The organism is Streptomyces macrolidinus (assembly GCF_023887685.1).
Classification (GTDB): domain Bacteria; phylum Actinomycetota; class Actinomycetes; order Streptomycetales; family Streptomycetaceae; genus Streptomyces; species Streptomyces macrolidinus.
Window position 1 is genome coordinate 71,179 of the sequence record NZ_JAMWMR010000018.1, and the last position, 26,810, is coordinate 97,988.

At 72.6% G+C, this 26,810-nt stretch carries 24 protein-coding genes; 5 read left to right on the forward strand and 19 right to left on the reverse strand.

Going from position 1 to position 26,810, the window contains the following annotated elements; translation table 11 throughout:
* The first annotated feature begins 19 nt into the window (after window positions 1-19).
* From NGF19_RS19925 to NGF19_RS19940, 4 genes are all read left to right on the forward strand, one after another.
* Entirely contained in the window at window positions 20-448 is a 429-nt protein-coding gene (locus tag NGF19_RS19925; protein ID WP_252426475.1) for a GntR family transcriptional regulator, read from the forward strand.
* Window positions 445-1,377 (forward strand): ABC transporter ATP-binding protein, encoded by a 933-nt coding sequence (locus tag NGF19_RS19930; RefSeq protein WP_252426410.1) that lies wholly within the window; start codon window positions 445-447, stop codon window positions 1,375-1,377. The genes NGF19_RS19925 and NGF19_RS19930 overlap by 4 nt, the downstream gene beginning before the upstream one ends.
* Window positions 1,374-2,345 (forward strand): ABC-2 membrane transporter-related protein, encoded by a 972-nt coding sequence (locus NGF19_RS19935; RefSeq protein ID WP_252426411.1) that lies wholly within the window; start codon window positions 1,374-1,376, stop codon window positions 2,343-2,345. Before NGF19_RS19930 ends, NGF19_RS19935 begins: the two co-directional genes overlap by 4 nt.
* Before the next feature lie 185 nt (window positions 2,346-2,530).
* Complete coding sequence (locus NGF19_RS19940; protein ID WP_252426412.1) at window positions 2,531-3,319, forward strand: class I SAM-dependent DNA methyltransferase; 789 nt, start codon at window positions 2,531-2,533, stop codon at window positions 3,317-3,319.
* A gap of 15 nt (window positions 3,320-3,334) precedes the next feature.
* On the opposite strand, the gene NGF19_RS19945 is transcribed toward NGF19_RS19940, so the two are convergent.
* From NGF19_RS19945 to NGF19_RS19955, 3 genes are all read right to left on the reverse strand, one after another.
* Complete coding sequence (locus NGF19_RS19945) at window positions 3,335-5,218, reverse strand: AfsR/SARP family transcriptional regulator (protein WP_252426413.1); 1,884 nt, start codon at window positions 5,216-5,218, stop codon at window positions 3,335-3,337.
* Between the two features lie 69 nt (window positions 5,219-5,287).
* Window positions 5,288-5,464, reverse strand: coding sequence for a hypothetical protein (locus tag NGF19_RS19950; protein WP_252426414.1), 177 nt, complete (start codon window positions 5,462-5,464; stop codon window positions 5,288-5,290).
* Window positions 5,465-5,648: 184 nt separating this feature from the next.
* Complete coding sequence (locus tag NGF19_RS19955; protein WP_252426415.1) at window positions 5,649-5,948, reverse strand: hypothetical protein; 300 nt, start codon at window positions 5,946-5,948, stop codon at window positions 5,649-5,651.
* A 407-nt stretch (window positions 5,949-6,355) separates the two neighbouring features.
* Here NGF19_RS19955 and NGF19_RS19960 point away from each other — a divergent pair, with 407 nt between their 5' ends.
* The gene (locus NGF19_RS19960) at window positions 6,356-7,357 is read left to right on the forward strand and encodes a LuxR C-terminal-related transcriptional regulator (RefSeq protein WP_252426416.1); all 1,002 of its coding nucleotides are present in this window, start codon (window positions 6,356-6,358) and stop codon (window positions 7,355-7,357) included.
* 45 nt (window positions 7,358-7,402) lie between these two features.
* On the opposite strand, the gene NGF19_RS19965 is transcribed toward NGF19_RS19960, so the two are convergent.
* The 16 genes from NGF19_RS19965 to NGF19_RS20040 form a co-directional block, all read right to left on the reverse strand.
* A complete protein-coding gene (locus NGF19_RS19965; protein WP_252426417.1) occupies window positions 7,403-9,028 on the reverse strand; it encodes a DHA2 family efflux MFS transporter permease subunit in 1,626 nt (541 codons plus the stop codon).
* Between the two features lie 42 nt (window positions 9,029-9,070).
* Window positions 9,071-10,243: a hypothetical protein gene (locus NGF19_RS19970; protein WP_252426418.1), complete on the reverse strand. Its 1,173-nt coding sequence runs from the start codon at window positions 10,241-10,243 to the stop codon at window positions 9,071-9,073.
* On the reverse strand, window positions 10,240-11,151 hold the full coding sequence (locus NGF19_RS19975; protein WP_252426419.1) for a 4'-phosphopantetheinyl transferase family protein: 912 nt from the start codon (window positions 11,149-11,151) through the stop codon (window positions 10,240-10,242). The genes NGF19_RS19970 and NGF19_RS19975 overlap by 4 nt, the downstream gene beginning before the upstream one ends.
* Before the next feature lie 3 nt (window positions 11,152-11,154).
* Window positions 11,155-13,470 carry a beta-ketoacyl synthase N-terminal-like domain-containing protein gene (locus NGF19_RS19980; RefSeq protein ID WP_252426420.1) on the reverse strand — a complete coding sequence of 772 codons (2,316 nt, stop codon included), beginning with the start codon at window positions 13,468-13,470 and terminating at the stop codon, window positions 11,155-11,157.
* Window positions 13,470-14,624, reverse strand: coding sequence for an aminomethyl transferase family protein (locus NGF19_RS19985; RefSeq protein WP_252426421.1), 1,155 nt, complete (start codon window positions 14,622-14,624; stop codon window positions 13,470-13,472). The genes NGF19_RS19980 and NGF19_RS19985 overlap by 1 nt, the downstream gene beginning before the upstream one ends.
* Before the next feature lie 14 nt (window positions 14,625-14,638).
* Window positions 14,639-16,651 carry a GNAT family N-acetyltransferase gene (locus tag NGF19_RS19990; RefSeq protein WP_252426422.1) on the reverse strand — a complete coding sequence of 671 codons (2,013 nt, stop codon included), beginning with the start codon at window positions 16,649-16,651 and terminating at the stop codon, window positions 14,639-14,641.
* A gap of 45 nt (window positions 16,652-16,696) precedes the next feature.
* Window positions 16,697-17,245, reverse strand: coding sequence for a 3-hydroxyacyl-ACP dehydratase FabZ (fabZ, locus tag NGF19_RS19995; protein WP_252426423.1), 549 nt, complete (start codon window positions 17,243-17,245; stop codon window positions 16,697-16,699).
* 2 nt (window positions 17,246-17,247) lie between these two features.
* Window positions 17,248-17,538: an acyl carrier protein gene (locus NGF19_RS20000; RefSeq protein ID WP_030176434.1), complete on the reverse strand. Its 291-nt coding sequence runs from the start codon at window positions 17,536-17,538 to the stop codon at window positions 17,248-17,250.
* Between the two features lie 85 nt (window positions 17,539-17,623).
* Window positions 17,624-18,376, reverse strand: a complete 753-nt coding sequence (fabG, locus tag NGF19_RS20005; protein ID WP_252426424.1) for a 3-oxoacyl-ACP reductase FabG — start codon at window positions 18,374-18,376, stop codon at window positions 17,624-17,626.
* A complete protein-coding gene (sbnB, locus tag NGF19_RS20010; protein ID WP_252426425.1) occupies window positions 18,373-19,401 on the reverse strand; it encodes a 2,3-diaminopropionate biosynthesis protein SbnB in 1,029 nt (342 codons plus the stop codon). Before sbnB ends, fabG begins: the two co-directional genes overlap by 4 nt.
* On the reverse strand, window positions 19,398-20,465 hold the full coding sequence (gene sbnA, locus NGF19_RS20015) for a 2,3-diaminopropionate biosynthesis protein SbnA (RefSeq protein ID WP_252426426.1): 1,068 nt from the start codon (window positions 20,463-20,465) through the stop codon (window positions 19,398-19,400). The genes sbnB and sbnA overlap by 4 nt, the downstream gene beginning before the upstream one ends.
* On the reverse strand, window positions 20,462-22,804 hold the full coding sequence (locus NGF19_RS20020) for a lantibiotic dehydratase (RefSeq protein WP_252426427.1): 2,343 nt from the start codon (window positions 22,802-22,804) through the stop codon (window positions 20,462-20,464). The genes sbnA and NGF19_RS20020 overlap by 4 nt, the downstream gene beginning before the upstream one ends.
* Entirely contained in the window at window positions 22,804-24,003 is a 1,200-nt protein-coding gene (locus tag NGF19_RS20025) for an aminotransferase-like domain-containing protein (protein WP_252426428.1), read from the reverse strand. Before NGF19_RS20025 ends, NGF19_RS20020 begins: the two co-directional genes overlap by 1 nt.
* On the reverse strand, window positions 24,003-24,284 hold the full coding sequence (locus tag NGF19_RS20030) for an acyl carrier protein (RefSeq protein ID WP_252426429.1): 282 nt from the start codon (window positions 24,282-24,284) through the stop codon (window positions 24,003-24,005). Before NGF19_RS20030 ends, NGF19_RS20025 begins: the two co-directional genes overlap by 1 nt.
* Window positions 24,265-25,791, reverse strand: a complete 1,527-nt coding sequence (locus NGF19_RS20035; protein WP_252426430.1) for a class I adenylate-forming enzyme family protein — start codon at window positions 25,789-25,791, stop codon at window positions 24,265-24,267. Before NGF19_RS20035 ends, NGF19_RS20030 begins: the two co-directional genes overlap by 20 nt.
* A complete protein-coding gene (locus NGF19_RS20040) occupies window positions 25,778-26,734 on the reverse strand; it encodes an ACP S-malonyltransferase (RefSeq protein ID WP_252426431.1) in 957 nt (318 codons plus the stop codon). Before NGF19_RS20040 ends, NGF19_RS20035 begins: the two co-directional genes overlap by 14 nt.
* Window positions 26,735-26,810 lie beyond the last annotated feature (76 nt).

A 26,810-nucleotide genomic window follows, 5' to 3' on the forward strand; every position in this document is an offset into this window, starting at 1 on the left:
TAGTTAAAGGGTGGTGACAGTGATCGAGTACCGCATCGAACGACGCAGCGGTGTCCCCACCTACCAGCAGATCGTCAGACAGACCGAACAGGCGCTGCGCCTCGGCCTGTTGAAGCCCGGGGACAAGCTCCCCACGGCCCGCGAGGTGGTGGAGGCCACCGCCGTCAACCCGAACACCGTGCTCAAGGCCTATCGGGAGCTTGAGCGTTCGGGGCTGGTCGAACCGCGTCCGGGGCTCGGCACGTTCGTGCTGCGCACCCTGGGCGCGGGCGAGACGGACGGTGAACTGCGGGACGAACTGCAACGGTGGACGGCCAGGGCACGCCGGGCCGGACTGGACAAGGAGGACGTCATCGCCCTGGTGACGTCCGTGATGGAACGGGAGTTCGCCGACGGCGCCGCGGACAGCGGAACCGGCACACGGACCCGGAAGGCGAGGACGTCATGATCGACCGGACCGAAGGGACGGCGGCCGTACGGGCCGACGGCCTGGACGTGCGGCGGGGCGGGAAGCCCGTCCTGCGGGGACTCCGGCTGGAGATACCCGCGGGCCGGGTCTGCGCGCTGGTGGGCCCCAACGGCGGGGGCAAGACCACGTTCCTGGAGACGGCCGCAGGGCTGCTGCGGCCGGACCGGGGGACGGTACGCCTGCTGGGCGAGGACCCGGGCAGCGACGCGGGACGGACACGGCTCGCGTTCGTCGGCCAGGACAAGCCGCTCTACCCGCGGCTGACCGTCGCCGAGACGCTGCGGATGGGCCGCGACCTCAACCCCGGCTGGCGACCCGACCTCGCCGCGCGGATGCTCGACGAGCGGATATCCGAGCGGGCCCGGGTCGGGTCCCTCTCCGGCGGACAGCGCACCCGCGTCGCGCTCGCCCTGGCGCTGGGCAAGGCGGCGGACGTACTGCTCCTCGACGAGCCGCTGGCCGACCTGGACCCGCTCTCCCGCCACCACGTCACCTCCGTACTCATGTCGGACGCCGCCGAGCGCGGCACCAGCATCGTGATGTCCTCGCACGTCCTGGCCGAGCTGGAAGGGATGGCCGACGAGGTACTGCTGCTCGACCACGGCCGCGTCCGGATGTCCGGCCCCGCCGACGAGGCCACGGCCGACCACCGGCTGCTCACCGGGCCGGCCGCCGAGGACGCGGCACCGGACCTGCCCGGCGTGGTGGAGACCCGTACCCGGGGACGGCAGACGACGCTTCTGGTGCGCGGTGACGGCACCGTGCCCGGAGGTCCCTGGCAGAGCGAAGAACCTTCCCTGGAGACGTTGTTGATGTCCTACTTGCGCTCCCCCGAGGCCCCGGCGTGGATCGCCCGCCCCCTGGACGACACCGCGCCGACGGCGACGCACCAGGAGGCGGCGGCATGAGCGCGCAGTCCCTCGCCCCGTCCACCGACTCCGCCAAGTCGGCTTCCGTGGCGTCCCGTTCGGGGCTGCTGCGCACGGTGGTCCGGCGTCAGCGGTCCCTGTTCCTGGTCGCCGGTCTCGTCCTCCTCGCGGTCGTCGCCTGGGCCGCGGCCGACCGGGCGGCGCTGTTCAAGGCCCGGAGCCAGAGCGACGCCTGTCCGCCGGTGAGCCCGGCCTGCGATGTGACGCTCAGTCATCTGATGGACGCCGAAACGGCCGTGCAGTACTTCCAGTACGCCCTGATGCTGCTGCCGCTGCTGATCGGCGCGTTCGTCGGCGCTCCGCTGATCGCGCAGGAACTGGAGCGCGGCACACACCGGTTGATGCTGACCCAGTCGGTCTCCCGCGCCCGCTGGCTCACCGCCCAACTCGCCCTGCCCGCCGCCGTCGTGACGACGACCGCCGTGGGCTGCTCGCTGGCCGCCGCCTGGGTGCGCTCGGCCGCCCGGCAGACCACCGTGCAGAACGTGTGGGGCCGCTGGGAGACCCCCGTCTACTCCACCTTCGGCATCGTGCCCGTCGCCTCGGCCCTGCTGGCCCTCGCCGTCGGCGTCCTCGTGGGCGTCCTGGTGCGGCGCACGCTGCCCGCGATGGGCATCACGCTCGTCGCATGCGCGGGCCTCAGCGCCTTCTTCTACTGGATCCGGCCCCATCTGCTGCCGGTGCGCACCTGGGTGGGCCACGGCGGCTTCCAGTTGAAGGGCGAGGTGTGGATGCTGCAGGACGGCGTCGTCCGCAAGGACGGCTCCTGGCTGCCGTACGACCAGTGTCCGGCCCCGGGCACCTGCCGTACGGGGACGGTCTTCGAGCAGTACCACGAGGCGAGCCAGTTCTGGCCGATGCAGGGCATCGAGACGGCCCTCCTGCTGGCCTGCGCCGCCGCGGCCACCGCCGCCACGTACGCGGTCCTGCGCCGCAGGGCCTGCTGACCGGGACCGCCTGACCTGGTCCGTCGGACCGGGTTCGCCTGGCCGGGTTCGTCGGGGAGTGCACCCGTGCACTCCCCGCCCCACCCCACTCCCCCATCCCACCCCCAAGGCCTGTCCACTCCCAGGCCTCCCCATGCCTACTTCCACTAACACACTAGTTAAATAGTCAGGAGCGTCACGCCCCCATGCCTCCCGCCCAGAAGAACCTCACCGCCAACCGCAGTTCGCTTCTGCACCGCGCCGGTTACGCGCTGCGGCACCCGCAGCGTGTCCCCCGGTACCTGCTGCGCGCGGGCCGGGACGCCTGGCTGCGCATGCGCCACCCCGACCACGTCTCCTACTACCGGGCGGTGATGCGCAGCGACACCGCCCGCAATCCGGAGGCGGCCGTCGGCAGCCGCAGCCATGAGAGCTGGCTGCGGCTCGGGAAGATGCAGTTCGACTACCTGGTGCAGCACGGCCTGCGCCCGGAGGACCGGCTCCTGGAGATCGGCTGCGGCAACCTGCGCGCAGGCTGGCGCTTCATCGACTACCTGGAGCCCGGCTCGTACCACGGCATCGACATCTCGCCCGACATCCTCGCGGCGGCCCGTGACACCGTGATGGAACGGGACCTGCGCGACCGGGTGCCGCATCTGTCCCTGGTGCACAACCTCACCTTCGACTTCCTGCCCGACGCGCACTTCCGGGTGGTGCACGCCCACAGCGTCTTCTCGCACTCGCCCTTGGAGGTCATCGACGAGTGCCTGGCCCATGTCGGGCGCATCCTCGCTCCCGGCGGCTGGTTCGACTTCACCTTCGACCGCACCACCGGCACCGAACACCAGGTGCTGCGCGAGGACTTCTACTACCGGACGGAGACGCTCGTCGCCCTCGCGGCCCGCCACGGTCTGGCGGCCCGCTTCATGGACGACTGGGAGCAGCTCCCGCACGGTCAGTCCAAGATCCGCGTCACCCACGGCCCCGCCCGCTGACTCACCCCGGGGGCGTCACGCCGCCTCGGTCTCCACGGTCTCGGCCTCCAGGCCCTCGATCCGCAACTCCCTTGTGCAGTCGCGGATCAGGGCGTGGAAGGAGAAGCAGTCCGGGGAGTCCTCGCGGATGAGGTTGTTCTCCAGGAGTACGTCGAAGTGGCGTTCCACCTCGCCGACCGGCAGCCCGGTGACGGCGGCGGCGTGGTCGAGGTCGTAGGCCGGGGACGGGTGGCGGCTGATGAGGCGGCTGAACCGGCGCTGGGCGGGGTCCAGATGCTGGTAGGACGTGCGCAGCATGGACATCAGGTCACGGTCGGCGGTGTGCAGGCAGTTCGCCCGCTGCGGGGCGCCCGTCAGCCGGTCCACGAGGTCCGCCACCGCCCACGCGGGGCGCCCGCGCAGCCGGGTCGCGGCGATCCGGACGGCGAGCGGCAGACAGCCGCACAGGTCGACGGCCCGGGCGACCTGCTCGGGCTCCCGGGCGGCGCGCTGCTCGCCCACGATGCGCGTGAACAGGGCGGCGGCGTCCTCTGGCGGCAGTACGTCCAGCGGATGCGGCATCGCGCCGTCCAGCGCGGTGAGCTTGCGACGGCTGGTCACCAGCACCAGGGCGCCGCCGGTGCCGGGCAGCAGCGGGGTGACCTGCGCGGTGTTCGCCGCGTCGTCGAGGACGATCAGACAGCGCTCACCCGCGATCCGGGAGCGCCACAGGGCGCTGCGTTCCTCCAGGCTGTGCGGCAGCGCCTGCGGTACCACGCCGCTCGCCTGCAGCAAGGTGGCCAGGGCCTGTTCGGGCGGCAGCGGCGGCCGGTCGGCGCTGTAGCCGTGCAGGCTGATGAAGTACTGCCCGTCCGGATACCGGTCGGCGACGCGGTGGGCGACGCGTACGGCGAGGGTCGTCTTGCCGACGCCGCCCATACCGTCGATCGCGATCATCAGGGGAGCGTCGTCGTGCTCCTGCCCGGCCGCGCTCAGCAGGGAGTCCGACTCGGCGGTGCGGCCGGTGAAGTCGGTGAGGTCATGGGGCAGGTAGTTGCAGCGGTTGCCGGGCGGGGACGCGGGTACGGTCGCGGGCGCGGGTACGGCGGGCGGTCGTACGTCGCTGTCGGCGCGCCGGGGTTCCGTACGGCGGGCCGCGAGGTCGGCCGGGGTGATGCCGCGGGCCGTGGGCGAGTCGGCGAGGATCTCCGCGTGCAGGCTCCGCAGATGCCGGCTGGGCTCAAGGCCGAGTTCCTCCGCCAGGAACCGCCGGCCCTCGTCGTAGACCGCGAGGGCGTCGGCCTGCCGTCCGCTGCGGTACAGCGCGAGCATCAGGCTGCCGCGCAGTGAGTCCCGTAACGGGTACTCCGCGAGCAGCGCGTGCAACTCCCCTACCAGCGAACCGGTTTCGCCGATCCGCAGCCGCAGCGTCATGAGGTCTTCCAGGGCGGTCAGTCGCTGCTCGTGGAGCTTGACCGCGGCGGAGCCGAGGGACGGGCAGTGGATACCGGCGAAGGCGTCACCGCGCCAGAGGTCCACCGCCGACTGGAGCAGGCGGATGGCGTCGGCGCAGCGCCCCTCGCGTCCCGCGATCCCCGCCCCGCGCACCTGCTGGACGAACCGGCGGGCGTCTATGGCGTCGTCGGGGATCATGAGCCGGTAGCCGACGTCCATCGTGACCAGGCTGGTCTCGTGGGCCGCGGACAGGACGCGGCGCAGGTCGCGGATGGCGTTGTGGACCTGGGGGCGCGCCGAGGTCGGCGGGTCCTCCCACAGCTCGTCCACCAGTACGTCCATCGGGACCACCCGGTTGGCGTGCAGGAGCAGCAGCGCCAGGAGCTTCTGCTGGCGCATGCCCCGGACCCGGATCAGCTCGCCGGACTGGCGTGCCTCCAGAGACCCCAGGACCAGGAATTCCATTTCTTCTGTCCCCCGACTGTTGTTTCTCTTCCGGTGCCGTGATCATTCACCGTCACCCGCGTGGATCGATCAGCTTCCCCAGGTGACGTCGCCGTCCGCGTGCACGGTGCCGGTGCCCGTTTCGCCGTCGCCCAGGACAATCGCCGGAACGCTCTTCTCGATGTCCGTCATGGCCACCGAAAGCGAGATTCCGGCGGCGGCGAGAAGCACGGAAGAGACGATCTTGGAGACACGGGTGGCCAGCATGGATTTCCTCCATCAAGAGTGAGTGGATTCCCGGTGGATATTCACCGGACCGAGGCGGTGGCTGCTTTCGCTCCCGCCGATGCCTCTACTCTGCTCGCCCGCCGGGCGAGAGGGAACGGAAAGCGGATGGACGGAACCTGCAGTGTCCTAAGCCGTCCAACGCGACCTGCGTAAACGCGGAGGCTCAGGCACTCCACCACGGGCCGGGCACGAGCACCGCGCCGGCGTCGAGCAGACGGAACCCGCGCAGTTCGGGGTGGTCGGAAACGGCCTGTCGGGCGAGGCGCGCGGCGGCCTTCTCGGCTTCCCGCAGGTCGTCGGCGAGCAGGAATAGGCCCAGCGTGACATCGCAGGCCGGGCCCGGGGTGACGGTGACATGCTCCAACCCGTCCGCTTCTTCCGTGTACGACATGACAATCCCGGCCAGATCGGGCCGCACGGCGGCGCCCTCCGGCTCCTTGAGACGCACATGGATGAGGTACATGCCTTCATTCTCGACCGTGGGAATTGGGCAGGGGGTGCCACTCGGGGTGGACGGTTTGTGCCATGGCATAAACCGTCACTCGCGGACGCGGGGCACGCGCCCCTAAATTGACGAGATCGCCGGGACAGGTGCGCGCCGGGGGAAGCCCGAGCGGACGCCTGAGCAGCGGCTGAGCGGGCGACTGAGTGGACGACACCCACCAGAAGATTCAACGCGCAACTACTTGCGGCCATGGCTGCCGCACTGTCCGCTGAGCGGACAGGTTCGGCGCCGCCATCTCCTTCGCGAGATTGGCCGGAACCTGCATTGCTGCGACCATCCGGAGTCATAGGAGTTCAACATCAGTAAGCTCGTGGGCGCTATGTTTCGAACTCGGTGTTCTTGGTGCTGACCAGGGGGAACGCATCATGTTGGATGTTCTGGGGCTCGATGCCGTTGCAGAGGCCATCTACCGCGGGATGCTGACCGCTCCCCGGGACGGTGTGGCGGTTCTCGCGACGCGACTCGGCCTGACGGCGGAAGAGGTCCGAAGAGGGCTCGACCGGCTCAGCGAGCTGGCGCTGATACAGCCCTCGGGCAGGGAGAGCGACGATATGGGCTTCCGGGCGGTCGGCCCGGAGACCGCGATGGAGGTGCTGCTGGCCCGTCAGCAGGCGGAGCTGGCGGCTCAGCAGATGCGGGTGGAGGCCTCCCGCGCGGCAGCCGCCCAACTGATCGCCGAATGCTCGGCGTTGCGTCCGCGCGCCGTCGACCAGGCCGCCGAGCAACTGATCGGCCCGGACGCGATCCGGGAGCGGCTCGCGGAGCTGGCCCGGACCGTGCAGACCGAGGTCGCCACCTTCGCGCCGGGCGGTGCGCACTCGGCCGAGGATCTCGCGGCCAGCCGCCGCCCCAACGCCGAACTGCTCAGCCGCGGAGTGCGGATGCGCACCATCTACCTGGACAGTGTGCGCAACGACGGCCCGACCCTCGAACACGTCAGCTTCCTGCATCAGCACGGCGGCCAGGTCCGCACGGTGCCCGAGCTGCCGATCCGGATGATCATCTTCGATCGCTCCCAGGCGGTGCTGCCCATCGACACCTCCGACGCCCGGATCGGTGTGGTCGTGCTGCGCGGGGCCGGGACGGTCGCGGCGCTGTGCGCGCTGTTCGAGGGCGTCTGGCAGACGGCGATCCCGCTGGACGCCACCCCCACGTACGGGGCGAAGGACATGCCGCCGCAGGAGCGCGCGGTGCTCAAGCTGCTCGCCCAGGGCTTCACCGACGAGGCCATCGCCAAGCGGCTCGCCGTCTCTCCGCGTACGGCCCGTCGGGTGGCGGCCAACCTGATGGAGCGCCTGGACGCCCGCAGTCGCTTCGAGGCCGGAGTCCATGCCGTCCAGGACGGCTGGCTCCCCTCGACGCGGTGACCGCGGACGCCCGGCGCACCCTGCGCCCTCCCCCGTCGCGTCTCCTTACGCTCCTTGCGCTTCCCGCGCCCCCTGGCCTTCCTGCGCTTCTTGCGCTTCCCGCGCCTGCTCGCCGGCGCGGCGGGCCTCACGGCGGTCCGCCAGGAGCAGCGCCAGAGCCGGGAGCAGCGTGACGGCGTAGACGGCCAGCAGCCGGCCGAAGGAGTGGGCGAAGGCACCGGGCACCAGGCCGTGGCGCTGCCGCGCCGCCGACTCCAGGATCACCGTGACCACGGCGAGGGCGACGGCGCCGCCGATCCGCTGGATCAGGTTCAACTGGGCGGAGGCGTCCGGGATGGACTGCGGCCGGATCGACTGGAACGCCCTGGTCATCGCCGGGACGATGGTCAGCCCCGTGCCCAGGCCGCGCACCGCGAGGCTCGCACACAGCAGCGGGTAGGAGGTGTCGGCCGTGAGGCGGGTGAGCGGCACGGTGGCGAGCATGGTCAGCGCGATGCCGACGACGACGGTCCCGCCCCCGCCCAGCCGCTTCATCAGCACCCGGCACAGCCAGGCGGCGGTGACCACGCCGAGGCCGCCCGTGGACATCAGCAGACCGGTCGTCACCGCGCTCTCGCCGCGCGCCGACTCGAAGTAGAGCGGGATCAGCATCATCGGCGAGTAGAGCACGAAGCCCAAACAGAAGATGTTGATCGCGGCCGTGCGGTAGACGCCGTGGGTGAACAGGCGCAGGTCCAACAGCGGGAAGCGGGCGCGCAGTTGGCGTACGACGAACACGGCGCCGCTCAGCACGGCGAGGACCAGCGGCACCAGCAGCGCGGGCCGCACCCGCAGTCCGGCCCCGGAGAAGGCGTGGATGGCCAGGACGGTGCTGACCGTGCAGGTGGCCGAGGACAGCAGGCCCACCACGTCCAGCGGCTTGGCCTCCTTGCCCGCCGGAGTGTCGCCGGGCACCCGACGCGCCGTGAGCGCCAACAGGGCGGCGCACAGCGGCACGTTGATCACGTACACCGCGGACCAGCCGCCCGCCGCCACCAGCAGTCCGCCGATGGTCGGGCCGAGCAGCGGGCTGATCAGCATGACGCTGCCGTTCAACGCCTGGACCCGGCCGAGCTGTTCACGCGGTACGCCGCGGGTGAGCAGGATCGTGGACACCGGGGTGAGGACACCGGCCGCCGCTCCGGCCAGGCCGCGCGCGGCGATCAGTTCCGGGAGGGTCTGGCTGACCGCGCAGGCCGCCGAGCCCAGTCCGAACAGCGCGGTCGCGCCGAGGAAGACCCGCTTGACGCCGAACCGGGTGGCGAGCCAGCCGGTGGCCGGCATGAGCGCGGCCAGGGCGATCAGATAGGTGGTCACCACCCACTGGACGTGGTTGATCGAGCCGAACCGGGCGCTGGTGTCCTGAAGGGACACGTTCACGATCGTGGTGTCGAGCAGGGCGAGGAAGCCGCCGGTGATGGCCGCGGCGATCGTCACCATGGTGGGCCCGGAGGGCCGGGCCGAGGCCTCCTTCGACGGCTTCTCGGTGGGTTCCGCAGTCGCCCGCGGCCCGTCCTCGGGGGTGTCCGGGGCCGGGGGCTCCGCGTCCTGGGCCGTGGCCGCGGGTTCCTCGGCTTTGCGCGGAGGGCTCGGTGCGACGTCTTCTTCGGTGGGGTGGTCGGTCAGCGACATGAGGTGCGCATCCTTGTGAAGTCAGCGGGTGGGCGGGGGAGTTCAGGCCGCCTCGGTGAACGCGTGCGCGATCCCGTCCAGCACCCGCTCGCCCGCCTCGCGGGCGCCGGGACGGTTGCGGCACGACAGGGTCAGCTCGGTTCCCTCGCCGCTCTGGCAGGCGCTCAGGAACATCTCGGCGTAGGGCACGAGCATGGGCAGCGTGGAGAACGCGGTGGGCCGGAAGCCGTCGGTGCGCAGCCCGTCGGTGTCGATCCGGCCGTGGTCGGTGATGATCGCCGTACAGGGGAAGCGGGTGCCGTCCAGCTCCTGAGCTTCGCGCAGGCTGTTGGCGAAGGGGTTCTGGCGCAGGAAGTCCCGGCTGAGCGCGGCCACTTCGCGCTTGCTCAGCAGGGCGCGCACGATCCGGCCGTGCAGCGACTTCCAGCTCTCCTCGCGCCGGAAGTCCAGCACCAGTTGGGAGGTCAGGTTGGCGGTGGAGCGCACCGCACGGTCGTGGCGGCGCAGGTCCACCGGGACGACCAGGCGGCCGGTGTCACCGGCCAGGTGCCGCGAGAGGGCGGCGGCCACGCGTGCGGTGACGGCGGACGGGCAGGCCGGCACCCGGCGGCGCAGCCACAGCGGGGTGCCGTCGGCCGGTCCGTCGCCGAGGATCGCGGGCAGGCCCGGGATACGGGCCAAAGGTTCGGCGGGCGGTACGGTTCCCGCCGCCGTACGGAAGTGGGTGTCGTCGACCACCGAGGCGGCGCCGACGGGGTCCTCGCCGCGCAGCACGCGGAACACGTCGTCGATCCACTGCCGCAGTCCCCGGCCGTCGGTGACGATGTGGCTGGCCCGCACGACCAGCCGGGTCACCGGGCCGCCGGCGAGACCGACCTCGCAGACCGGGCCGGTGACGACGTCCAGGTCACGGTGGAAGAAGGGGGTGTCGAAGGCGGTGTCCGCGGCGAGGTCGGGGAGTTCGACGACCGGCGGGACCGGGCCGTCCGCGCGCCAGGCGGCGGCCCGTCGGCGGACCGCCAGTCCGGGGTTGGCCAGGGTGGCGGTGCGTACGGCGTCCCGGAGGGCACCGGGGTCGATCCGGCCCTCCCCCTCCACGACCATCTGGATGAGCTGCGGGGTGCCGGTCGCCGCCGCGTTCAGATAGCCGCGCTCGATCTGCGAGATACGGCGGGTGTACGGCCGTGCCCGGGTGGCCGTGGCTGCGGCGGTCATGCCGCTCTCCCTTCTTGCCGGGTGCGCCCCGGCCGTGCGCGGTGGGGTGCCTGGTGTTCTTCCTGCCGCCGGTAGCGCACCGGGACGGGCTCGGCGGCGACGAGCGCGAGGTGCATCGCGGGGGCTAGTGCCTCGGCAGGCGATGTTTGCCCGTCAAGGAGCGGCGTCCGGTGCGTGCTCTCTGGGGGTCCCCCCTGCTCGAAGAGCTTGGGGGAGTGCCGGGCGGAAGCCCTCGTACTGGACGTACGTGGGCTTTCGTCCGGTGCGGCGAGTGGGGGTCCCCCCTGCTCGCAGAGCTCGGGGGAGCGTGCCGGGCGTCGCGACAGGGCGAACGTCGCCTGCCGAGGCACTAGGGCGGCCGAACGGACGTGGTAGGGCGTGACGTTGGTGGGCCGCCAGCCCGGCCGCCAGTCCGGCAGCCGGACCCCGGCGAAGGTCTCCTTCGTCACGTGCGAGGCCTTGATGAGCGCCTCGCACTCGGCGAAGTCCCGTATGGTGGCCGGCTCGGTGCGGCCGAGCAGTTCCCCGAGCCAGCGCATGGCGTGCGGCCGGTCCCGCTCGTCCTGGAGGTCCACCCCGACCACCGGGCCGGTCGACAGGGCGACCGCGCTGTAGGCGTCGCAGTGGGCGACCGAGACCGTCAGTCCGTGCGCCGGAACGCTCCACCGCTTGTGGTCGTCCCGGGCCAGGTCCCGTGCGGTGATGCCGAGGCCGTACACCGTCCGTACGGCCTCGATGATCAGCGAGCGGCCGGACCGGCTGAGGTGGTGGCCCATACGGTCACGCGGGAGGCGGGGGTGGTGGGTGACGACGCAGTCGATCACGGCCGCGCCGTCCCCGAGGCGCGCCCGGGTTCCCGTACCGGCCCGCATCACCGGGTCCATCACCAGCCCCATCAACGCGCCCATGGCTCACGCCTCCGTGTCGAACACGGCCGCCGCGTAGCTGCCGCCGTAGGCGAAGCTGGACAGCAGCACCCGGCCGCGCGGGGTGTCGCCGCTCAGCGCGGCGACCAGGCCGAGGGCACCCGCACTGCCGTACGTCTCCCCCAGCAGCGCCTTGGGCGCGAGCACCGGGCGGCCTTCCAGACCGGCCAGGCGCAGGGCCCGGGACTGGGCCGTGTCGACCAGGCTGTATCCGGAGGCGGCCGAGACGACGGTGTCGATCCCCTCCGGGCCGGTCCCGGCCTCGGCCATCGCCGCGCGCAGCGCCCTGGCCCACGCCTCGCCGTCGCGGCCGATGCGGCCGATACCGGCGGACTCGCCGGAGGCGCCGTAGCCGCGGACCCGGGCGAGGACGTCCGCGCCGCGATCGGCGGCCGACTCCCGGCTCTCCAGCAGGATCGCGGCGGCCCCCTCGCTGAGGACCGTTCCGGTCCGGCCGCCGGGCACCACGCGGGCGGTGCGGGCATAGCCGGGGAGTCCGGCCTGGGTGGCCAGCGCCTGCTCGGGGAACTCGTCGGCGATCACGACCATGATCCGCCGGGCCGCGCCGCGGGCGATGACCCGCGCCGCGAGCTGCAGCGCGAGGACCGAACTGGTGCCGCCGGACGCGATGGTGGCGGTGTAGCCGCGGTAGCGGTGCAGCATCGCCACGTGCCCGGCGGCGGCGTTGACGACCGTGTTGGCGAACAGGGCCGGGTTGGCGCCGTTGATGCCCTGCTGGAGGACGCCCTTGTGGAACTGGAGGACGGACGTCACCGGGCCGTACCCCGTCGCGAAGACGATGCCGGTGCCCTCCGCCTCGGCCCGCGAGGGCTTGCCGTGCCGGCCGTAGAGGTCGGCGACCGCGGCGGCGGCGAGCAGGCTGAGCGGGTCCATCCGGCGGGCGCGGCTGGGGTTGATGCCGCGGGACGCGGACTTGACGTCGATCCGGCCGACGGGCACCTCCCCGACGCCCTCGACGTGTTCGACGCCGGTGAAGCAGGCGCGCTCCTCGGCCAGGGCCGCGAGCAGGTCGGCGGTGGTGCCGGCCGCGCCCGCCAGACCCGCGACCCCCGTGACCACCACGTCGTGGACGGACTCGGTGCGGCGCGGCACGGAGCCGGGGTGACCCGGCCGGTTCAGCACGACGGAGGCGTTGTTGCCGCCGAAGGCGAAGGAGTTGGACAGGATGGCGTCGGGGACGGCCGGGCGGCCCGCGTCCGGGATGACGTCCAGGCCGAACGGCTGCTCCACACCACGGGTGTTGATGGTCGGCGGCAGGACCCCGCGGTCGATCGCGAGGGTGCTCACCACCGCCTCGACCGCGCCGGCCGCGCCGAGGGTGTGGCCGATGATCGACTTGGTGGAGCTGGCCGGTGGCACGGACGCGCCGAACAGCAGCTTGACGGCCTTGGGTTCGGAGGCGTCGTTGGCGGGCGTCCCGGTGCCGTGCAGATTGAGGTAGTCGACGTCGGCCGGGGTGAGCCCGGCGGTGTCCAGGGCCTGCGCCATGGCGGCGCAGGCGCCCTTGCCGCTGGGGTCCGGGGCGGTCTGGTGGTAGCCGTCGCAGGACAGGCCGTACCCGCCCAGCTCGGCCAGCGGCCGGGCACCGCGGGCGGCGGCGCGGTCGGCCGACTCCAGCACCATGAACCCGGCGCCCTCACCGAGGGTCAGCCCGCTGGAGGCCGACATCGGCGAGCAGGGCTCGGCGTCCAGCGCGCCCAGGGCGCTGAACCCGTACGCGGACAGCGAGGCGAGGGGGTCGACGCCGCCGCAGATGACGTAGTCGACGTCCTCCTTCCACAGCAGCTCGGCCGCGTAGCCGAGGGCCACCGCGCTGGCCGCGCAGGCGTTGGAGAGGACCACGCGCGGGCCGCGCAGGTCGAACTCGGCGGCGATGTAGTCGCCGACGCACGGCAGTTGGGAGGCGGCGGCGCCCTCGGCGTCCAGCGTCCCCTCGTGCACCAGACCGGCGTGCACGCCCTCCAGCGTCGGCATCGCGCCGAGGCTGGAGCCGACCACGACCGCGACCCGGTCCCGGTCGACGGTGTCGAGGTCCAGGCCGCTGGTGTGCAGCGCCTCGCGGATGGCGGTGGCGGCCAGGGCGTAGCAGCGGTCGAGGCCCGCAGGCTGCTCCGCGGTGACCATCCCGGCCCACTCGGTCAGCAGCTCGGAGGTGTCGAAGAGGGAGTTGGTACGGATGCCGGAGGTCCCGGCGGTGATGGACGACCAGCTCTTCTCCAGGTCGTCCCCGGCTCCGGTGATCAGTCCCAGGCCGGTGAGGGCGATTCTCGGCGTGGTCATCAGGAGATCCTCGTGGTGAGCGAACGGGCGATGACGCGGGGCAGGGTGACGGTGCGCAGCGGGCGCTCGGCGCCCTGCTCGTCGGTGGCGGCCAGCTCCAGGCCGGGGACCCAGAAGGGGGCGTCGAGGAGGGCCAGGACCAGCTCCTCCTCCGGGTTGGCGGAGGGCGCCTGCCACAGGACGGTGCCGACGGGCTGCCCGGCGGCGGTGATCTTCGTACCGGCGGTGAAGCGGCTCTCGGCGGGCGTGGCGAGCGCGGTCAGCCGGGCGGTGTCGGTGGTCGGCTGCTCCAGGTCGGCGGAGCCGTGGAACTCGCCGATCCGGTTCCAGTCGATCATCCAGGACAGGTCGGCCTCGTGGACGCTCAGCCCGGCGAACCCGGTCGCGTAGAGGGCCATACCGGCCTCGGCCTGGACCCGGGCGAGTCCCTCGGGCCCGACCGGCGCGCCGCCCTGCTCGGCGACGGCGGTGAGCACGGCCTGGTGGGCGACGTCGGGGGCGTTGGTCAGCAGCAGGTAGCCGTACTCGCCGGTGGTGCCGACGCGGGCGAGGTGGGCCGACGCGGCGGGCTCGCCGGGCAGTTCGGACTCGGTGACGGCGTGCAGGGTCAGGCCGGAGATGTCGAAGTCGACGAAGTGCGCGGCCACGGACCAGGCGGTCGGCCCCTCGAAGGCGCTGGCGCCCCAGCCCTCCGGTTCGACCTCGATCGTGACGTCCTCGGGGGTGTCCAACTGGGCGAAGTACGCGCGCAGTTCGTCGCCGGTGACCGCGGTGCGCGGCAGCAGCCAGGCGTCGTCGCCGATCTCGAAGTGCAGCAGGACCGCGAACGGGGTGCCGTCGGCGTTCAGCGCGAGCGCCTCACGGACGGTGTCCGGCTCGACGAACTCACCGGACTTGGCGAGGAACTGGTCGAGGAAGGTGATCCGCTCGTCGCCGCAGACACGGACCAGCGGGGCCGTGATCCGGTAGGCGCCGACCGTGGTGCGCACGGTGGTGTAGTCGTCCGTCTCGGTGCGGAGCAGGGCGGTGGTCATGATGAACGGTTCCTTTCGGTCGGTGCGGTGCGGTGCGATGAGTTCGTCGGTCAGCACGGCGAGTTCGTCGGTCGGCGAGGCGAGTTCGTCGTTCAGCACGGCGAGTTCGCTGGCTGGCAAGGCAAGTGCGTTGTTCAGCACGGCGGTTCGGCGCTCACCGTGAGGTGCCAGGCGTTCTCCTGGCGCGCCGGGGAGGCGCAGCCGACGAGCAGGCCGGACGAGGTGGGGCGCAGGACGATCTCCGCCTCGGCCGACGCGGGGTCGGCGGGCCGGCAGTGCAGCCAGGTGCCGTCGGTGAGCCGTACGGCGACGGCGGCGGCCCAGAGCTGCCGGAACTCCCGGGAGTTCAGCTCCCACCGGGTACCGGCGGAGTCGATCACCACGGGGGTGTGGCGTGGGGTGTTCGGGGTGAGCCAGAGGACGACCTCCTCGTGGGTGGCCGGTGCCTGGATGTCCACGCGGACCGGCTCGGCGGTGTCCTCGGGCGCGGTCAGCTCGAAGCCGACCTGCTCCTGCGGGCCGTACAGGCCGAGCGGGTGCTTCTCCTCCCACGCGGCGGTGGAGCGCACGCCCCAGCCGAGACCGGCGGCGCGGCCGAACCGGCTGTGCTCGGCGGTGACCCACAGGCCCGCGCTCCAGCGGGGGTTGTTGCCGAAGGCCCGGGTGCGCGGGAAGGGGCTGCGCAGGACCTTGGTCCTGCCCTCCTTCCAGGAGGTGACGCCCGCGGCGGCGGCGTCGAGCTGGATCCGGCGGGGGCCGTCGACCGGTCGTACGGCGGCGGTGCCCGCACGCGGGGCGTCGCCGCGCCGGAACTCGGTGCGCAGCCGGGCCACCCCGTCCGCTCCGGCGGCCAGGCCACGCTCCAGCAACTGGCTGTGGATCAGCCGGACCGGTTCCTGGACCGGCACCCGGATCTGCCAGTCCGCGCCGCGCCAGGTCAGGTCGGTGCCGGGCGGGGCCACCCGCGCCGCGGCGACCACCTCGGAGGCGTCGCGGACGCCGAGGCCGAGCCCGAGCAGGTGCGGCTCCTCGCCGCCCTGGGCGAAGGTGCCCTGCCGTACGCCCACGGTCTGGAAGATCCGGCCGGGGCGGCGGGTGAAGGCGAAGTCCTGGGCGAGCACGCCCTCGGCGAGGGTGACCGTGCCGGTGACCCGGTCCTCCCCGCACCGCTCGGTGATCCGTACGCCGCCGTCGACGGGGGCCAGTTCCAGGTCGCGCGGTTCGCCCTCGCGCCAGCCCGCCGGGCGGTCGGCGCGGCAGCTCGGCCAGGTGGAGACGAACACCGGCCCGTGGTGGCCCTCGGCCAGCACGCGTACGGTCCCGTCGTCGCCGTCCACCTCGACCGCCAGTCCGTCGGCGGCGAACCGGTACGGCTCGACCTGCCGCGGGGCGCGGATCCGGTAGGGCGGTTCCACGAGCCGCAGGGCGCGGGAGGTGCCGTCGGGTCCGGCGATCCGTGCCTCGCGGACGGCGCCGCGGTCCACGTCGACACGGGCGGTGAGCCGGAACTCCCCGAGCGCCAGGCAGTACTCGACGGTGTGGACCCCGTCGACCACGCGGACGTCGGAGCGCATCTCGTCGTCGCGTGCCTCGGTCACGCTGGCGAAGCTGTTGAGGCCGCCGAGGGCCGCCTTGACCTCGGGGTCGAGGTCGGCGAAGACGCTGCGCAGGATCAGCGGGATGTAGTTGTGCAGTTCGACGTTGCCGTCCTCGCCGGGCACGGTCCGCCCGACGGAGACACAGCCGACCCGCCGGTAGAGCCGGAACGCCACGGTGTTGGCGGGGTTGACGGTGAGCCGCAGCACGAGACAGCCGGACTGCACCATCCACTCCACGGCCTCCGTGAACAGCCGTCCGGTGATCACACCGTTGCGGTAGGCGGGGGCGACGAAGAACATGTCGGCGATCAGCTCGCCGGCGCGGGCGGAGCGCCGCCCGGTGTTGTGGAACAGGCCGAAGGTGCCCACCACACGCCCGGCGTCCACCGCCACCAGGAACATGCCGGTGTCGCGCTCGGCCAGCTCGCGCCTCAGCTCCTCGCCGGTGATACCGCCCGCTACCGGGTTGGGGTTGTCGCGGTGGCGGTTGTACAGCTCCGCGATGTCATGCGCGTCGCCCTCCTGGTACGGGCGGATCGTGAGGGACATTCCACACCTCCTTCTCTCGTTCGGATCTGGGCCGGGGGCGAGTGACTAGGACTTGCGGCCGGTGGTGACGATCAGGGAGCCCGCGGCGGCCAGTTCGGTGCCGACGCTGGCACGGACCGACACCTGCCGCAGGCCGCCCAGGCGCTGGCCGAGCCGGGCCTCCAGGGTGAGCTGGTCGCCGGGGACCACCAGCCGGGAGAACTTCATCGAGCTGATGGAGCCGAGGTAGCCGACGCTCTCGGACGGGTCGCCGCCCTCGGCGGGCGGCTCGGGCGCCTCGATGATCTCGGCGACGTAGACGACCGCGACGAGCTGCGCCATCGCCTCGACGATCATCACGCCGGGCATGATCGAGTGGTCGGGGTAGTGACCGGCGAAGAACGGCTCGTTGACGGAGACGCTCTTGACTCCGCGGCCGGAGACACCGGGGACGACGTCGTAGGCGCGGTCGATCATCAGCATGGGCCAGCGGTGCGGCAGCATGCGCTTGATGTCGTCGGACGAGTACGCGTACTTCTTCTTGGCGGACTTGGCCGAACCGGCCGCCTTGGCCGAACCGGCCGCCTTGACCGGCGCCTCGGGGGTGACCGTCATGCTCACACCTCGCGGGCTTCGACGAAGTCGACGAGGGCGTTGATGGAGCCGAAGGCCTCGAAGTCGTCGTCGCTGATCAGCACGTCGTACTCGTTGTTGACCATGACGACGATCTCCAGCGTGTCCAGCGAGTCCATCTCCAGGCCTCTGCCGAACAGCGGCTGGTTGTCGGAGACGACGGCGGGCTCGACGTCGAGACCGAGGCGGTCGATGATCATCGACTTGACCTTCATGTTCTTCTCCAGGCGCGCCTCGGCCTGGCTGCGGATGTCCTCGAAGGTGGCGACGGACATGTGACTTCCTTTCGGTCGGTCTGCTTCAACGGGCGTGGATATATGGATCAGTTGGGGATCTATGGCCCAGTTCGTGATCCATGGGTCAGTTGGGAATCATTCCGCCGTCGACGGTGAGCACCTTGCCGGTGATGTACGAGGCGGCGGGGCTCGCCAGGAAGGCGGCGGCCTGGGCGACCTCGGCCGGGGTGCCCATGCGCCCCATGGGGATCGCCTGGAGGGCTTCCTTCATCTGCGCGGGCGGCACCTTCTTGACCATGTCGGTGTCGATGAAGCCGGGCGCGACGACGTTGACGCGGATGCCGCGCGGGGCGACCTCGTAGGACAGGGTCTTGGCCAGCGAGATCACTCCGCCCTTGCTGGCGGCGTAGTTGGCCTGGCCGGCCCGTCCGGCGATACCGCTGGTGGAGGCGATGAAGACGATCGCGCCGCCGCTCGCGTACATCTGCTTGGTCGCCTCACGGGCGGTGTAGAAGGTCCCGGTGAGGTTGGTGCCGATGACCTCCTGCCACTTGGCGCCGCTCATGGCGGCCAGATGGCCGTCGGCCGTCACACCGGAGTTGAGGACCGCGACGTCCAGGGAGCGCCAGGTGGTCTTCAACTCCTTGTACATGGCGGCTACTTGGGCCTCGTCGGAGATGTCCGCCCGGAGCAGCAGGGCCTCGCGGCCGAGGGCGCGGATCCGCTCGGCGACTTCCTCGGCCTTGGCGGCGTTGGAGCGGTAGTTGAGGGCGACGTCGCAGCCGTGCTCGGCGAGCCCGAGCGCGATGGCCGCGCCGATGCCGCGGGAGGCGCCGGTGACCAGGGCCTTGGTGCCCTCGGGGAACAGGGTGCTCATGCCGCACCTCGCAGCATCGCGGCGGTCACCCGGTGGCTGCCCGGGTCGAAGCCCGCGACCTCGAGGCCGAGCCCCGCCTCGGTGGCGGCCTTGAGGACGGCCTGCGCGACCGCGAGGTCCAGGATGCCCAGGCCGAAGGGCGAGAAGATCACCGTGCGGTCGGTGGCCGGCGGCTTGGAGCAGCCCAGCGCGGAGGCGATCTCGGCGTGCACGAACTCCCGGTGGCCGACCTCCTGTTGGGCCTTGTGCAGCGAGGTCTGCTCACGGATGGCGTGCTCGAAGTCGTCCACCACGTTGTAGGCGCCGAGCACGGACGCGGTGCTCAGGTCGCGCAGCGACAGATGCAGGATCACCTGGCCCGCGGGCCGGTCGGGGTACGCGGCGAGGTCGAGCCAGTACGTGGAGTCGGTCGTCGCGATGCTCACGGTCTCGGCGGCGAGCGCGTCGCCGAGTTCTCCGGGACGGAAGGTGATCTCCGGGTATTCAGACTCCAGTTCGGTCGCGAAGGTCTCCGCGCGCCCCGGTACGACGTCCTGGACCACGACCGTCTCCAGGTCCGGGTGGGTCAGGGTGAGGTAGGCGAGGACGCGCTGGTTGATCGTGCCGCAGCCGATCAGCCCGGCGGTGCGCACCCGGCGGTCGCCGTGCAGGGCACCCGCGGCGAGAGCGGCGCTCGCGGCGGTGCGCGAGGCGGAGATCTGACTGCCCTCCAGGAGGGCCTTGGGGTAGCCGGTGTCCAGGTCGTTGAGGATCTGCACCGAGGAGGCGCGCTGGAGGCCCTGCTCCACGTTGGCCGGGAAGGAGGAGATCCACTTCAGCCCCATCACCGGCTCCGGACCGCCCAGGTAGGCGGGCAGCGAGATGATGCGGGAACCGGTGGGCCGCGGCGGGCGCAGGAAGCTGGAGAAGGGCAGTTGCGAGCGGCCCTGGCCGTGCAGCGTGTAGGCGGTGCGGACGGCGTCGAGCACGGTGGGTTCGAGGCCGGTCAGCGCGATGGTGACGTCGTCCCGTCCGAGGATCTTCACAGCGCGCTCCTTGTCTGGTCGGGGATCGGGTCGGGGCTGGACTGGGGGTGGTGTTCCGGGAAGCGGTGCTCGACCCACGCGTCGGAGTAGATGGTGTCGAGGTAGCGGTCACCGCCGTCCGGGAGCACCGCGACGCAGGTCGCGCCGGGCTCCAGCCAGTCGGCGGCGGCGGTGAGCGCCGCGATCACCGCGCCGGACGAGCCGCCCGCGAGGATCGACTCCTCGGCGAGCAGTCGGCGGCAGCCGTGGACGCAGTCGAGGTCGGTGACCTTCACGACCCGGTCGGCCAGGCCCGGCCGCAGCAGCGGCGGGACGACGGCCGCGCCGTGTCCGGGGATGGTCCGCCGGTGGCCGCGTTCCCACGGCTCCGGCGGGCCGAAGATGACGCTGCCCACCGCGTCCACCGCGACCACCCGGGTGGCGAGACCGCTCTCCTGGATGTACTCGGCGCAGCCGCGCAGCGTGCCGGTGGTGCCGGCCGCGAGGAACAGGTAGTCGGGGCCGCCGGGCAGCGCCTCGCAGATCTCCCGCATGGTGTGGCGGTGGGCGCGGGCGTTGTACTCGTTGGCGTACTGGTTGGGCCAGTAGGCGTCGGGGACGCTCTCCAGCAGGGCGCGCACCCGCTCGATACGGGCGGGCAGGTACTCGCCGGTGGCCGGGTCGCGGTCGACGACCTCGACCTGCGCCCCGTACGCCCGCATGATGGCGGCGTTCTGCTGGGTGGTGCGCGGGTCGACCACGCAGATCAGGCTCAGCCGGTAGAAGTTGCAGAGCTGGGCGAGGGCGATGCCGAGGTTGCCCGAGGACGACTCCACGACGGTGGAGATGCCGGGGACGAGCTTGCCGGACCTGAGGGCGTGCTCGATCATCGACTTGGCGGCGCGGTCCTTGATGGACCCGCCCGGGTTGAAGCGCTCGCACTTGGCGTACACCTGGAACCGGGCGGGCGGGAAGAGCCGGTCGAGGGCGACCAGCGGGGTCCCGCCGATGGTGGCGACGATGTCGGGGTTCCGCGAGCGGGTGGCGCCGAGCGCCACTGCTTCGTCGGAGGCGAGGACGGTCATTCCGGCACCTTTCTGCTGATCTGGAGCCGTAGTTCGCTGACGTAGCGCTCGCCGTCGGCGTCGGTCAGCCAGGAGTCGTCCGGGGCGGGCAGCGGTTCGCTGAGGGTCACGGCGGCGTCGGGGTCGAGGCGGCGCGCGGCGCGCACCAGACTCGCGAAGGCGAGCACGAGGGTCGGGCTGGTGAAGTCCACGAGGGACGGCTTGGTCTCCTCGGGGAACTTCACGAAGAGCAGGTCGGGCAGGGCGTGCGCGTTCACCCAGCGGCGTACGGCGAGGTAGTCGCGCTCCTTGTCGGCCTTGTCCGGCAGGGCGACCCCGGCGACGGGCAGCCGCCAGGTCTCCCGGAACAGGACGAGGTCGTCGAGGGTCACGCGCGGGGCGTGCGCCCGGTCGAGCCCGATCTTGAAGGCGTCGGCCGCGATGATGGAGACGGGCACCGCGAGCAGTTCGGCCATCGACCAGGTGCGGCCGTCGGGGGTGGTCGCGGTGACCGTGCCGTCCGTCTCGGCGAGCGCGATCGCCGCCGCCGGATCGACGCGGCCCCGGTCGTCGTACGGTGCCCGGGTGAACCCGATCAGCCGGTCCCCCGCACCGATCGGCGCGGGCACCATCCGGCCGCTGTTGCGCTTCCACTCCACCGGCAGCAGGGGCACCATGCGCGGGGCGTCGAGCGCGGCGTTGACCTGGTCCCGCAGGGAGCCGGTGTCGCAGGTCCAGTCGAGGAACGGCAGGTCCAACGTGGCGAGACAGGCGTGCAGTTCACCGAGGACGGCGGTGTACTCGCCGGCGTTCACGGCCTCCGGGGAGGACGCCACGACCTGGAGGTCCGGGCTGTGCACGGCCAGGTGCGGCGAGCGCACCGGGCCGGTCGCGAACACCGCGCGGGCGCGTTCCTCGATGTCCGCGACGCTCAGCCGCACCGGGACGCTTCCCGGCGCCGCCGGGTCCAGGGCGAGCACCTCGCGCCACTTCTCGGCCAGTTCACGGGTCGCGGTGTGCACCGGGGTGGCCCGGTCGCCCCAGAACAGGCCAAGCACCTGCGTCCACACATCGGCGAGGGTGACGTCCGCGCGCCGGGCGGCGGCCTTGCGGACGAACCCGGCGACCTCGGCCTCCGCCAGCTCCGCGAGCCGGTTGCCGAACCAGTCGGCGGTGTCGGCGACCAGGGCCAGCGGCCGGGCGATCGAGTCGACGAAGTCCCGCCCGAGGTCGGTGCGGCAGTCACGCAGGGAGTCCTGGTAGCACAGGGTGCGCCCGGCGTAAGCCTTGCCCTCCTCGCGGGAGGCCGCCTGCCCGGTCGTACGGACGAAGAAGTCGTCGAGCCGGTCCAGGGCCGCGACCAGTTCCTCGGCGCTGTCCGCGCGGTCGATGTCCACGCGCAGCCGGTCCAGTTCGGCGAGGATCGCCGCGCAGTGGACGAACAGCTCCGGGTCGCCGATGCCGGCCACCCGGCGCCGCAGGACCTCCTCGGCGCGTACGTCGACGGGGATGTTGGCGTCCCAGGTCAGCACCCGCTGCTTCAGCAGCCGCGTGAGGACCTTCTCCACCCGCTGCCGGGCCGTGGCCGGGTCCCAGCCGGTGGCGTCCGCGATGGCCTCGGCGCTGCGGTCGCCGTCGGCCAGGCGCAGCACGTGGACGTCGTCCTCGCGCAGCCGTACCGTACGGCCGCCCTGCATGACGAGCCGGTCGCCGTCCAGGTGGACGTCGGGCCGGAGCATCGGCGGGAACCACCAGCGGGCGCCGGGCCGCGCGGCCATCCGGTCGGCGAGCGCGGCCATCGTCCAGCGCTCGAAGAACGTACGGCTCGCGGCGGTGAGCGACGGGCCGTGGTCGAGGGCGAGGGCGCGCTGCCCCTGCCCGACGGAGATCCACGCCCCCGGCCCGAAGAAGCCGATGGTGTCGGCCTTGGCGCAGTACCGCAGCCAGTACATGGCCAGGGTGCGTTCGCGCTGCCGCCGCTTGGACTCCTTGCCCTTGCGGGCGGCGAGCGAGTCGAGGATCCGGTAGACGGTGCGGTTCTGCCAGGCGATGGCCGTGCGCACCCGGTCGTCGGTGGCGAGCCGGGCCAGCCGTACGGACTCGGTCTCGGTGTCGGCGCGGTAGGCGGCGCGGAAGGCCTCGTGGGCCGTGTCGCCGCCGTCGGCCAGGGCCGCGGCGCGGGCCGCCCGCGGACCGCCGAGCAGCTTCAGCCCCGAGACCGGGAAGCCCGCGCTGCGCAGCAGGCCCATCCCCCACATCTGCCAGTGGCTGTCGCCCAGTTGATACGCCGGCGCGAGGGCCGACCAGTCCAGGGTCTGTCCGGTGTCAAGGCTCTGTCCGGTGTCCAGTGCCGTGGTCATCAGGCCGCTCCCCGCAGGGACGGCACGGGCGCGGTGAGCGCCGCGGCCAGCCGGGAGACGCCCTCGGCGATCCGCTTCCTCGGGACGTTGCTGAAGCAGAGCCGCAGTCCGTCGGCGTGCTCCCCGTCGAGGCCGAAGTGGCTGCCGGGCACGTACGACACCCCGTGCTCGGCGGCGGCCTCGGCGAAGCGGACGGTGTCCACGCCCTCGCGGTGGCGCAGCCAGATGTAGAAGCCGCCGCGCGGGCGCTCCCACTGCCAGGGCCCGTCGGTGCCGAGTTCGGCGTCCAGCGCGTCGGCCATGAGCGCGCACCGCTCCTGGTAGCTCGCCCGGTAGGCGGCGAGCAGGTCGCCCCAGCCGGCCCGGGTGTGGAAGGCGGCGAGCGCGGCCTGGGCCAGCGCCGACGGCGACAGGGACATGACCTCGGTGGTCCGGCGCAGGTGCGGCGCGAGCTGCTCGGGCGCCGCGATCCAGCCGCAGCGCAGGCCCGGGGCGAACACCTTGGAGAAGGTGCCGAGGTAGATCACCCGCTCCGGGTCGAGGGCGTGCAGGGCCGTGGTGGTCCCGCCGTCGAAGGAGAGCAGGCCGTAGGGGTTGTCCTCGATGATCAGGAGGTCCAACTCGCGGGCCACGGCGAGCAGTTCGCGGCGCCGGGCGACGGACAGGGTGGCGCCGGTCGGGTTCTGGAAGGTCGGGTTGCAGTACAGCAGCCGTACGGTGCGGCCGTCCGCCCGCAGCCGCAGGACGGTCTCCCGCAGCGCGGCCGGGGCCAGGCCGTCGGCATCCTCGGGCGCCGGGTGGAGGGCCAGGCCCGCGATGCGGAAGGCCGCGGCGGCGCCGGGGTAGGCGGGGGTCTGGACGAGGACGGTCTCGCCGGGGGTGGCGATCCCGAGGCCGACGGCCATCAGGCCCATCTGGGAGCCCTGGGTGGGGACCAGGTGGTCGGCGGTCGTGGCGCTGCCCTCACGGCCCATCAGGTCGTTGATCGCCGGGATGAGCGCCTTGGCGACATGCGGGGTCGTGTACTGGAGGGCGAGCTTGCCGCCGAGCCGGACGAGCCGGGACAACTGGCCGGAGATCGTTTCCAGCGGCAGGACGTCCAGGTCGGGCAGGCCGCCCGCGAACGAGATGACGTCGCCGCCCCGTTCGAACAGCCGCGGCATCTCCACCGTGGGGCGTAGGTCGGTCCACATGGCCATCAGTTCCCTCCGGCTCCGGCCGGCAGCGCGGCGGAGAGCTGGTCCTGCACGGAGCGCCACAGACCGGCGGAGGAGGTGAGCGAGGGGTCGCCGATGACCTCGGGGTCGATCTCGATGCCGTAGCGCTCCTCGACGGCCATCACCAGGGCGATGGTGTGGAGGGAGTCCACGCCGAGGTCGACGAGCGGGGTGTCGGGGTCGGTGACCGTCACGGCGCAGATCTGCTCCACGAGCTGGTCGAACTGCGACTGGGTCGGCTGGTCAGACTGCGACTGGTGCATGGCTGGTCCTCGTCTGGGCGAAGGGGGAGGTCTGGGTGGGTCGTACGGGCGCCGGCGGTGCGACCAGGCGCTGGACGGCGGCGCGGTCCGGCTTGCCGTTCCGGGTGAGCGGCACGGTGTCGATGAGGGTGATCCGGTCGGGCATCCGGGCCCGGTCGAGCCGCCGCGCGAGCTGGGCGCGGACCTCGGCCGCGGGGAGCGTGCCGCGCACCGCGAGGTGCAGGGGGCCGTCCTCCGGCTCGGGCCGCAGCGCGATCGCCGCGCTCACCCCGGGGATCCCCTCGGCGGCGTTCTCGATCTCGGTCAGGCCGAGGCGGATGCCGCGCCGCTTGATCATGTCGTCGTCGCGGCCGGTGAAGTAGAGCCGGCCGTCCTCGTCGAGCCAGCCCTGGTCGCCGGTGCGCAGTTCGAGCGTGCCGTCGGCGCGGCGTACGTAGCGCTGCTGCGCCTTGAGGGGTACGCCCCAGTAGCCCGCCATGACCGTGGCGCCCCGGACGACGATCTCGCCGGTCTGCCGCGGACCCAGGGTGGTGCCGTCCGGGCCGACGATACGGACGTGGTCGCCGGGGATGGGCCGGCCGACCGAGTCGGGGTGGGCGGCGTACTCGGCCGGGTCCAGGATCGAGATGCGCTTGCACTCGGTCATGCCGTACATCGAGGCGAAGGCCGATCCGGGGAAGAGGTCGAGGAGTTCGGCCATGACCGCCCGGCCGGGCCGGGCCCCCGTGTTGGTGAACAGCCGTACGTTCGTGGGCTGTCGATGCTTGCGCTGCAGCAGGGCGAGGATCTGGGCGAGCGAGGGGACCAGCGGCACGACCGTCACGCCGTGCTGCTCGATCACCCGCAACAGCCCTACGTCTCCGGCGCGTTCGGCGAGCACGAGGGTGCCGCCGGTCAGGGCGCACAGCAGCGCCTGGTACAGGCCGTAGTCGAAGGAGAGCGGCAGTCGGCACAGCACCACGTCGTCGGCGCGGTAGCCCAGGCAGGCGTTGACGGCTGCCACGGACGCGAGCATCTGCCGGTGCGGGCAGACGACGCCTTTGGGGCGGCCGGTGGTGCCGGAGGTGTAGATCAGCATCGCGAGGGCGTCGTCCTGGACGCCGGGCGCGAAATCGTCGGCGGGGGTGCGCCCGATCTCCTGCCAGGCCTGCTGCGGCTCGACGGTGCGCCGGGCCCGCGCTCCCCCGCCGGGCGAGCAGATCGCGAGGGTCGCGCAGCAGTCGCCGACGATGTGGTCGAGCTGTGCGTCCGTCAGGTCCGGGTGGACGGGGACGAAGACGGCGCCGATGCGCAGGGTGGCGTAGAAGAGGGCGAGGAACGAGCGGTCGTTCGGACCGGCGTGGACGACCCGTTCCCCGGCGGTGACGCCCTGGCCCCGCAGCCAGCCGACGGCCCGGTCCACGGCCGCGCCGAGTCCGGCGTAGTCGAGAGTGCCGTCCGCGTCGACGACGGCCGGATGGTCGCCGCGGTCGGCGCGGCACCGGGCGAGCAGGTCAGACACCGGCATGGACGAGCACCTCCTCGCGGGCCGCCTCCGCGACGGCGTCGAGCCGGGCCGGCACCTTGCCGATGTCCCGTGCGGTGGTGACCGGCAGGACGGCGAGTCCGGGGTGCTGGCGGCGGAGGATGTTGGTCAGGGTCTTGGCGGGCGGCAGGGACACGGTCAGCGCGGGAGCGAGCCGGGCCAGGCTCAGCAGGCACAGATCCCAGCGCACCGGACGCACGAGCTGTTCGACGAGGCGCTCACGGACGGCCTCGGGCGTGGCGCACGCTTCGCCGTCGGCGTTGGAGAGCAGCAGCCCGCGGGGCGGGGCGAAGTGCGTGGCGTCGGCGGCTGCGGCGAAGGTCCGCCGCGCGGATTCCATGTACGAGGTGTGGAAGGCCCCGGCGACCGGCAGCGACTTGACGGTGGCTCCGGCCGGCGGTGCGGCGGCCAGCCGTGCCAGGTCCTCCTCCAAACCGGCGGCGACGATCTGGCCGGGGCCGTTGAAGGTGGCGGCGGTCAGGCCGAGGGCCCCGATCCGGTCGAGCACCTCCGCTTCCTCGCCGCCGACCACGGCCGCCATCGAGGTGGGTGCCTCGGCGCAGGCGGCGGCCATGGCCCGGCCGCGGATCGCCGCGAGCCGTACGGCGTCGACGGGTGCGAGGACACCGGCATGGGCGGCTGCGGTCAACTCGCCGACGGAGTGACCGGCGGCCACGGCGGGCTGCGCGGCTGCCGCCGGGGCCAGTGCCTCGTGCGCCAGCAGCCCCTGGGCGACCAGCAGCGGCTGGGTGTTCTCGGTCCGGGCGATGGTGGCGGCCGAGGCCTTGGTGCCCAGGTGGACCAGGTCCACGTCCGCGGCCTCGGACCAGGCCCGTACGCGCTCGGCGTACACCGGGTCCCGCAGCCAGTTGGCCAGCATGCCGGGGGTCTGGGACCCCTGACCCGGCGCGATGATTGCGAACATTCGTTCTATCCCCCTTTCGTGTCGAGTACCGGGCGCGCGGCGTCGGGCGACGGCGGGCGGTACGGGCGAAGCAATG

Excerpts from the sequence above, each read along its gene's own strand:
- NGF19_RS20000 (WP_030176434.1), bottom strand. The coding sequence starts at position 17,538 with ATGTCCGTCGCCACCTTCGAGGACATCCGCAGCCAGGCCGAGGCGCGC.
- NGF19_RS19955 (WP_252426415.1), bottom strand. The coding sequence starts at position 5,948 with ATGTACCTCATCCATGTGCGTCTCAAGGAGCCGGAGGGCGCCGCCGTG.
- NGF19_RS20025 (WP_252426428.1), bottom strand. The coding sequence starts at position 24,003 with ATGGCCATGTGGACCGACCTACGCCCCACGGTGGAGATGCCGCGGCTG.
- NGF19_RS20035 (WP_252426430.1), bottom strand. The coding sequence starts at position 25,791 with ATGCCGGTGTCTGACCTGCTCGCCCGGTGCCGCGCCGACCGCGGCGAC.
- fabG (WP_252426424.1), bottom strand. The coding sequence starts at position 18,376 with ATGAGCACCCTGTTCCCCGAGGGCACCAAGGCCCTGGTCACCGGCGCC.
- NGF19_RS19970 (WP_252426418.1), bottom strand. The coding sequence starts at position 10,243 with ATGACCGCCGCAGCCACGGCCACCCGGGCACGGCCGTACACCCGCCGT.
- NGF19_RS19990 (WP_252426422.1), bottom strand. The coding sequence starts at position 16,651 with ATGTCCCTCACGATCCGCCCGTACCAGGAGGGCGACGCGCATGACATC.
- NGF19_RS20030 (WP_252426429.1), bottom strand. The coding sequence starts at position 24,284 with ATGCACCAGTCGCAGTCTGACCAGCCGACCCAGTCGCAGTTCGACCAG.
- NGF19_RS19935 (WP_252426411.1), top strand. The coding sequence starts at position 1,374 with ATGAGCGCGCAGTCCCTCGCCCCGTCCACCGACTCCGCCAAGTCGGCT.
- NGF19_RS19940 (WP_252426412.1), top strand. The coding sequence starts at position 2,531 with ATGCCTCCCGCCCAGAAGAACCTCACCGCCAACCGCAGTTCGCTTCTG.
- NGF19_RS20040 (WP_252426431.1), bottom strand. The coding sequence starts at position 26,734 with ATGTTCGCAATCATCGCGCCGGGTCAGGGGTCCCAGACCCCCGGCATG.
- NGF19_RS19930 (WP_252426410.1), top strand. The coding sequence starts at position 445 with ATGATCGACCGGACCGAAGGGACGGCGGCCGTACGGGCCGACGGCCTG.
- NGF19_RS19965 (WP_252426417.1), bottom strand. The coding sequence starts at position 9,028 with ATGTCGCTGACCGACCACCCCACCGAAGAAGACGTCGCACCGAGCCCT.
- sbnA (WP_252426426.1), bottom strand. The coding sequence starts at position 20,465 with ATGACCGTCCTCGCCTCCGACGAAGCAGTGGCGCTCGGCGCCACCCGC.
- NGF19_RS19975 (WP_252426419.1), bottom strand. The coding sequence starts at position 11,151 with ATGGGCGCGTTGATGGGGCTGGTGATGGACCCGGTGATGCGGGCCGGT.
- NGF19_RS19980 (WP_252426420.1), bottom strand. The coding sequence starts at position 13,470 with ATGACCACGCCGAGAATCGCCCTCACCGGCCTGGGACTGATCACCGGA.
- NGF19_RS19945 (WP_252426413.1), bottom strand. The coding sequence starts at position 5,218 with ATGGAATTCCTGGTCCTGGGGTCTCTGGAGGCACGCCAGTCCGGCGAG.
- fabZ (WP_252426423.1), bottom strand. The coding sequence starts at position 17,245 with ATGACGGTCACCCCCGAGGCGCCGGTCAAGGCGGCCGGTTCGGCCAAG.
- NGF19_RS19960 (WP_252426416.1), top strand. The coding sequence starts at position 6,356 with ATGTTGGATGTTCTGGGGCTCGATGCCGTTGCAGAGGCCATCTACCGC.
- NGF19_RS20020 (WP_252426427.1), bottom strand. The coding sequence starts at position 22,804 with ATGACCACGGCACTGGACACCGGACAGAGCCTTGACACCGGACAGACC.
- NGF19_RS19950 (WP_252426414.1), bottom strand. The coding sequence starts at position 5,464 with ATGCTGGCCACCCGTGTCTCCAAGATCGTCTCTTCCGTGCTTCTCGCC.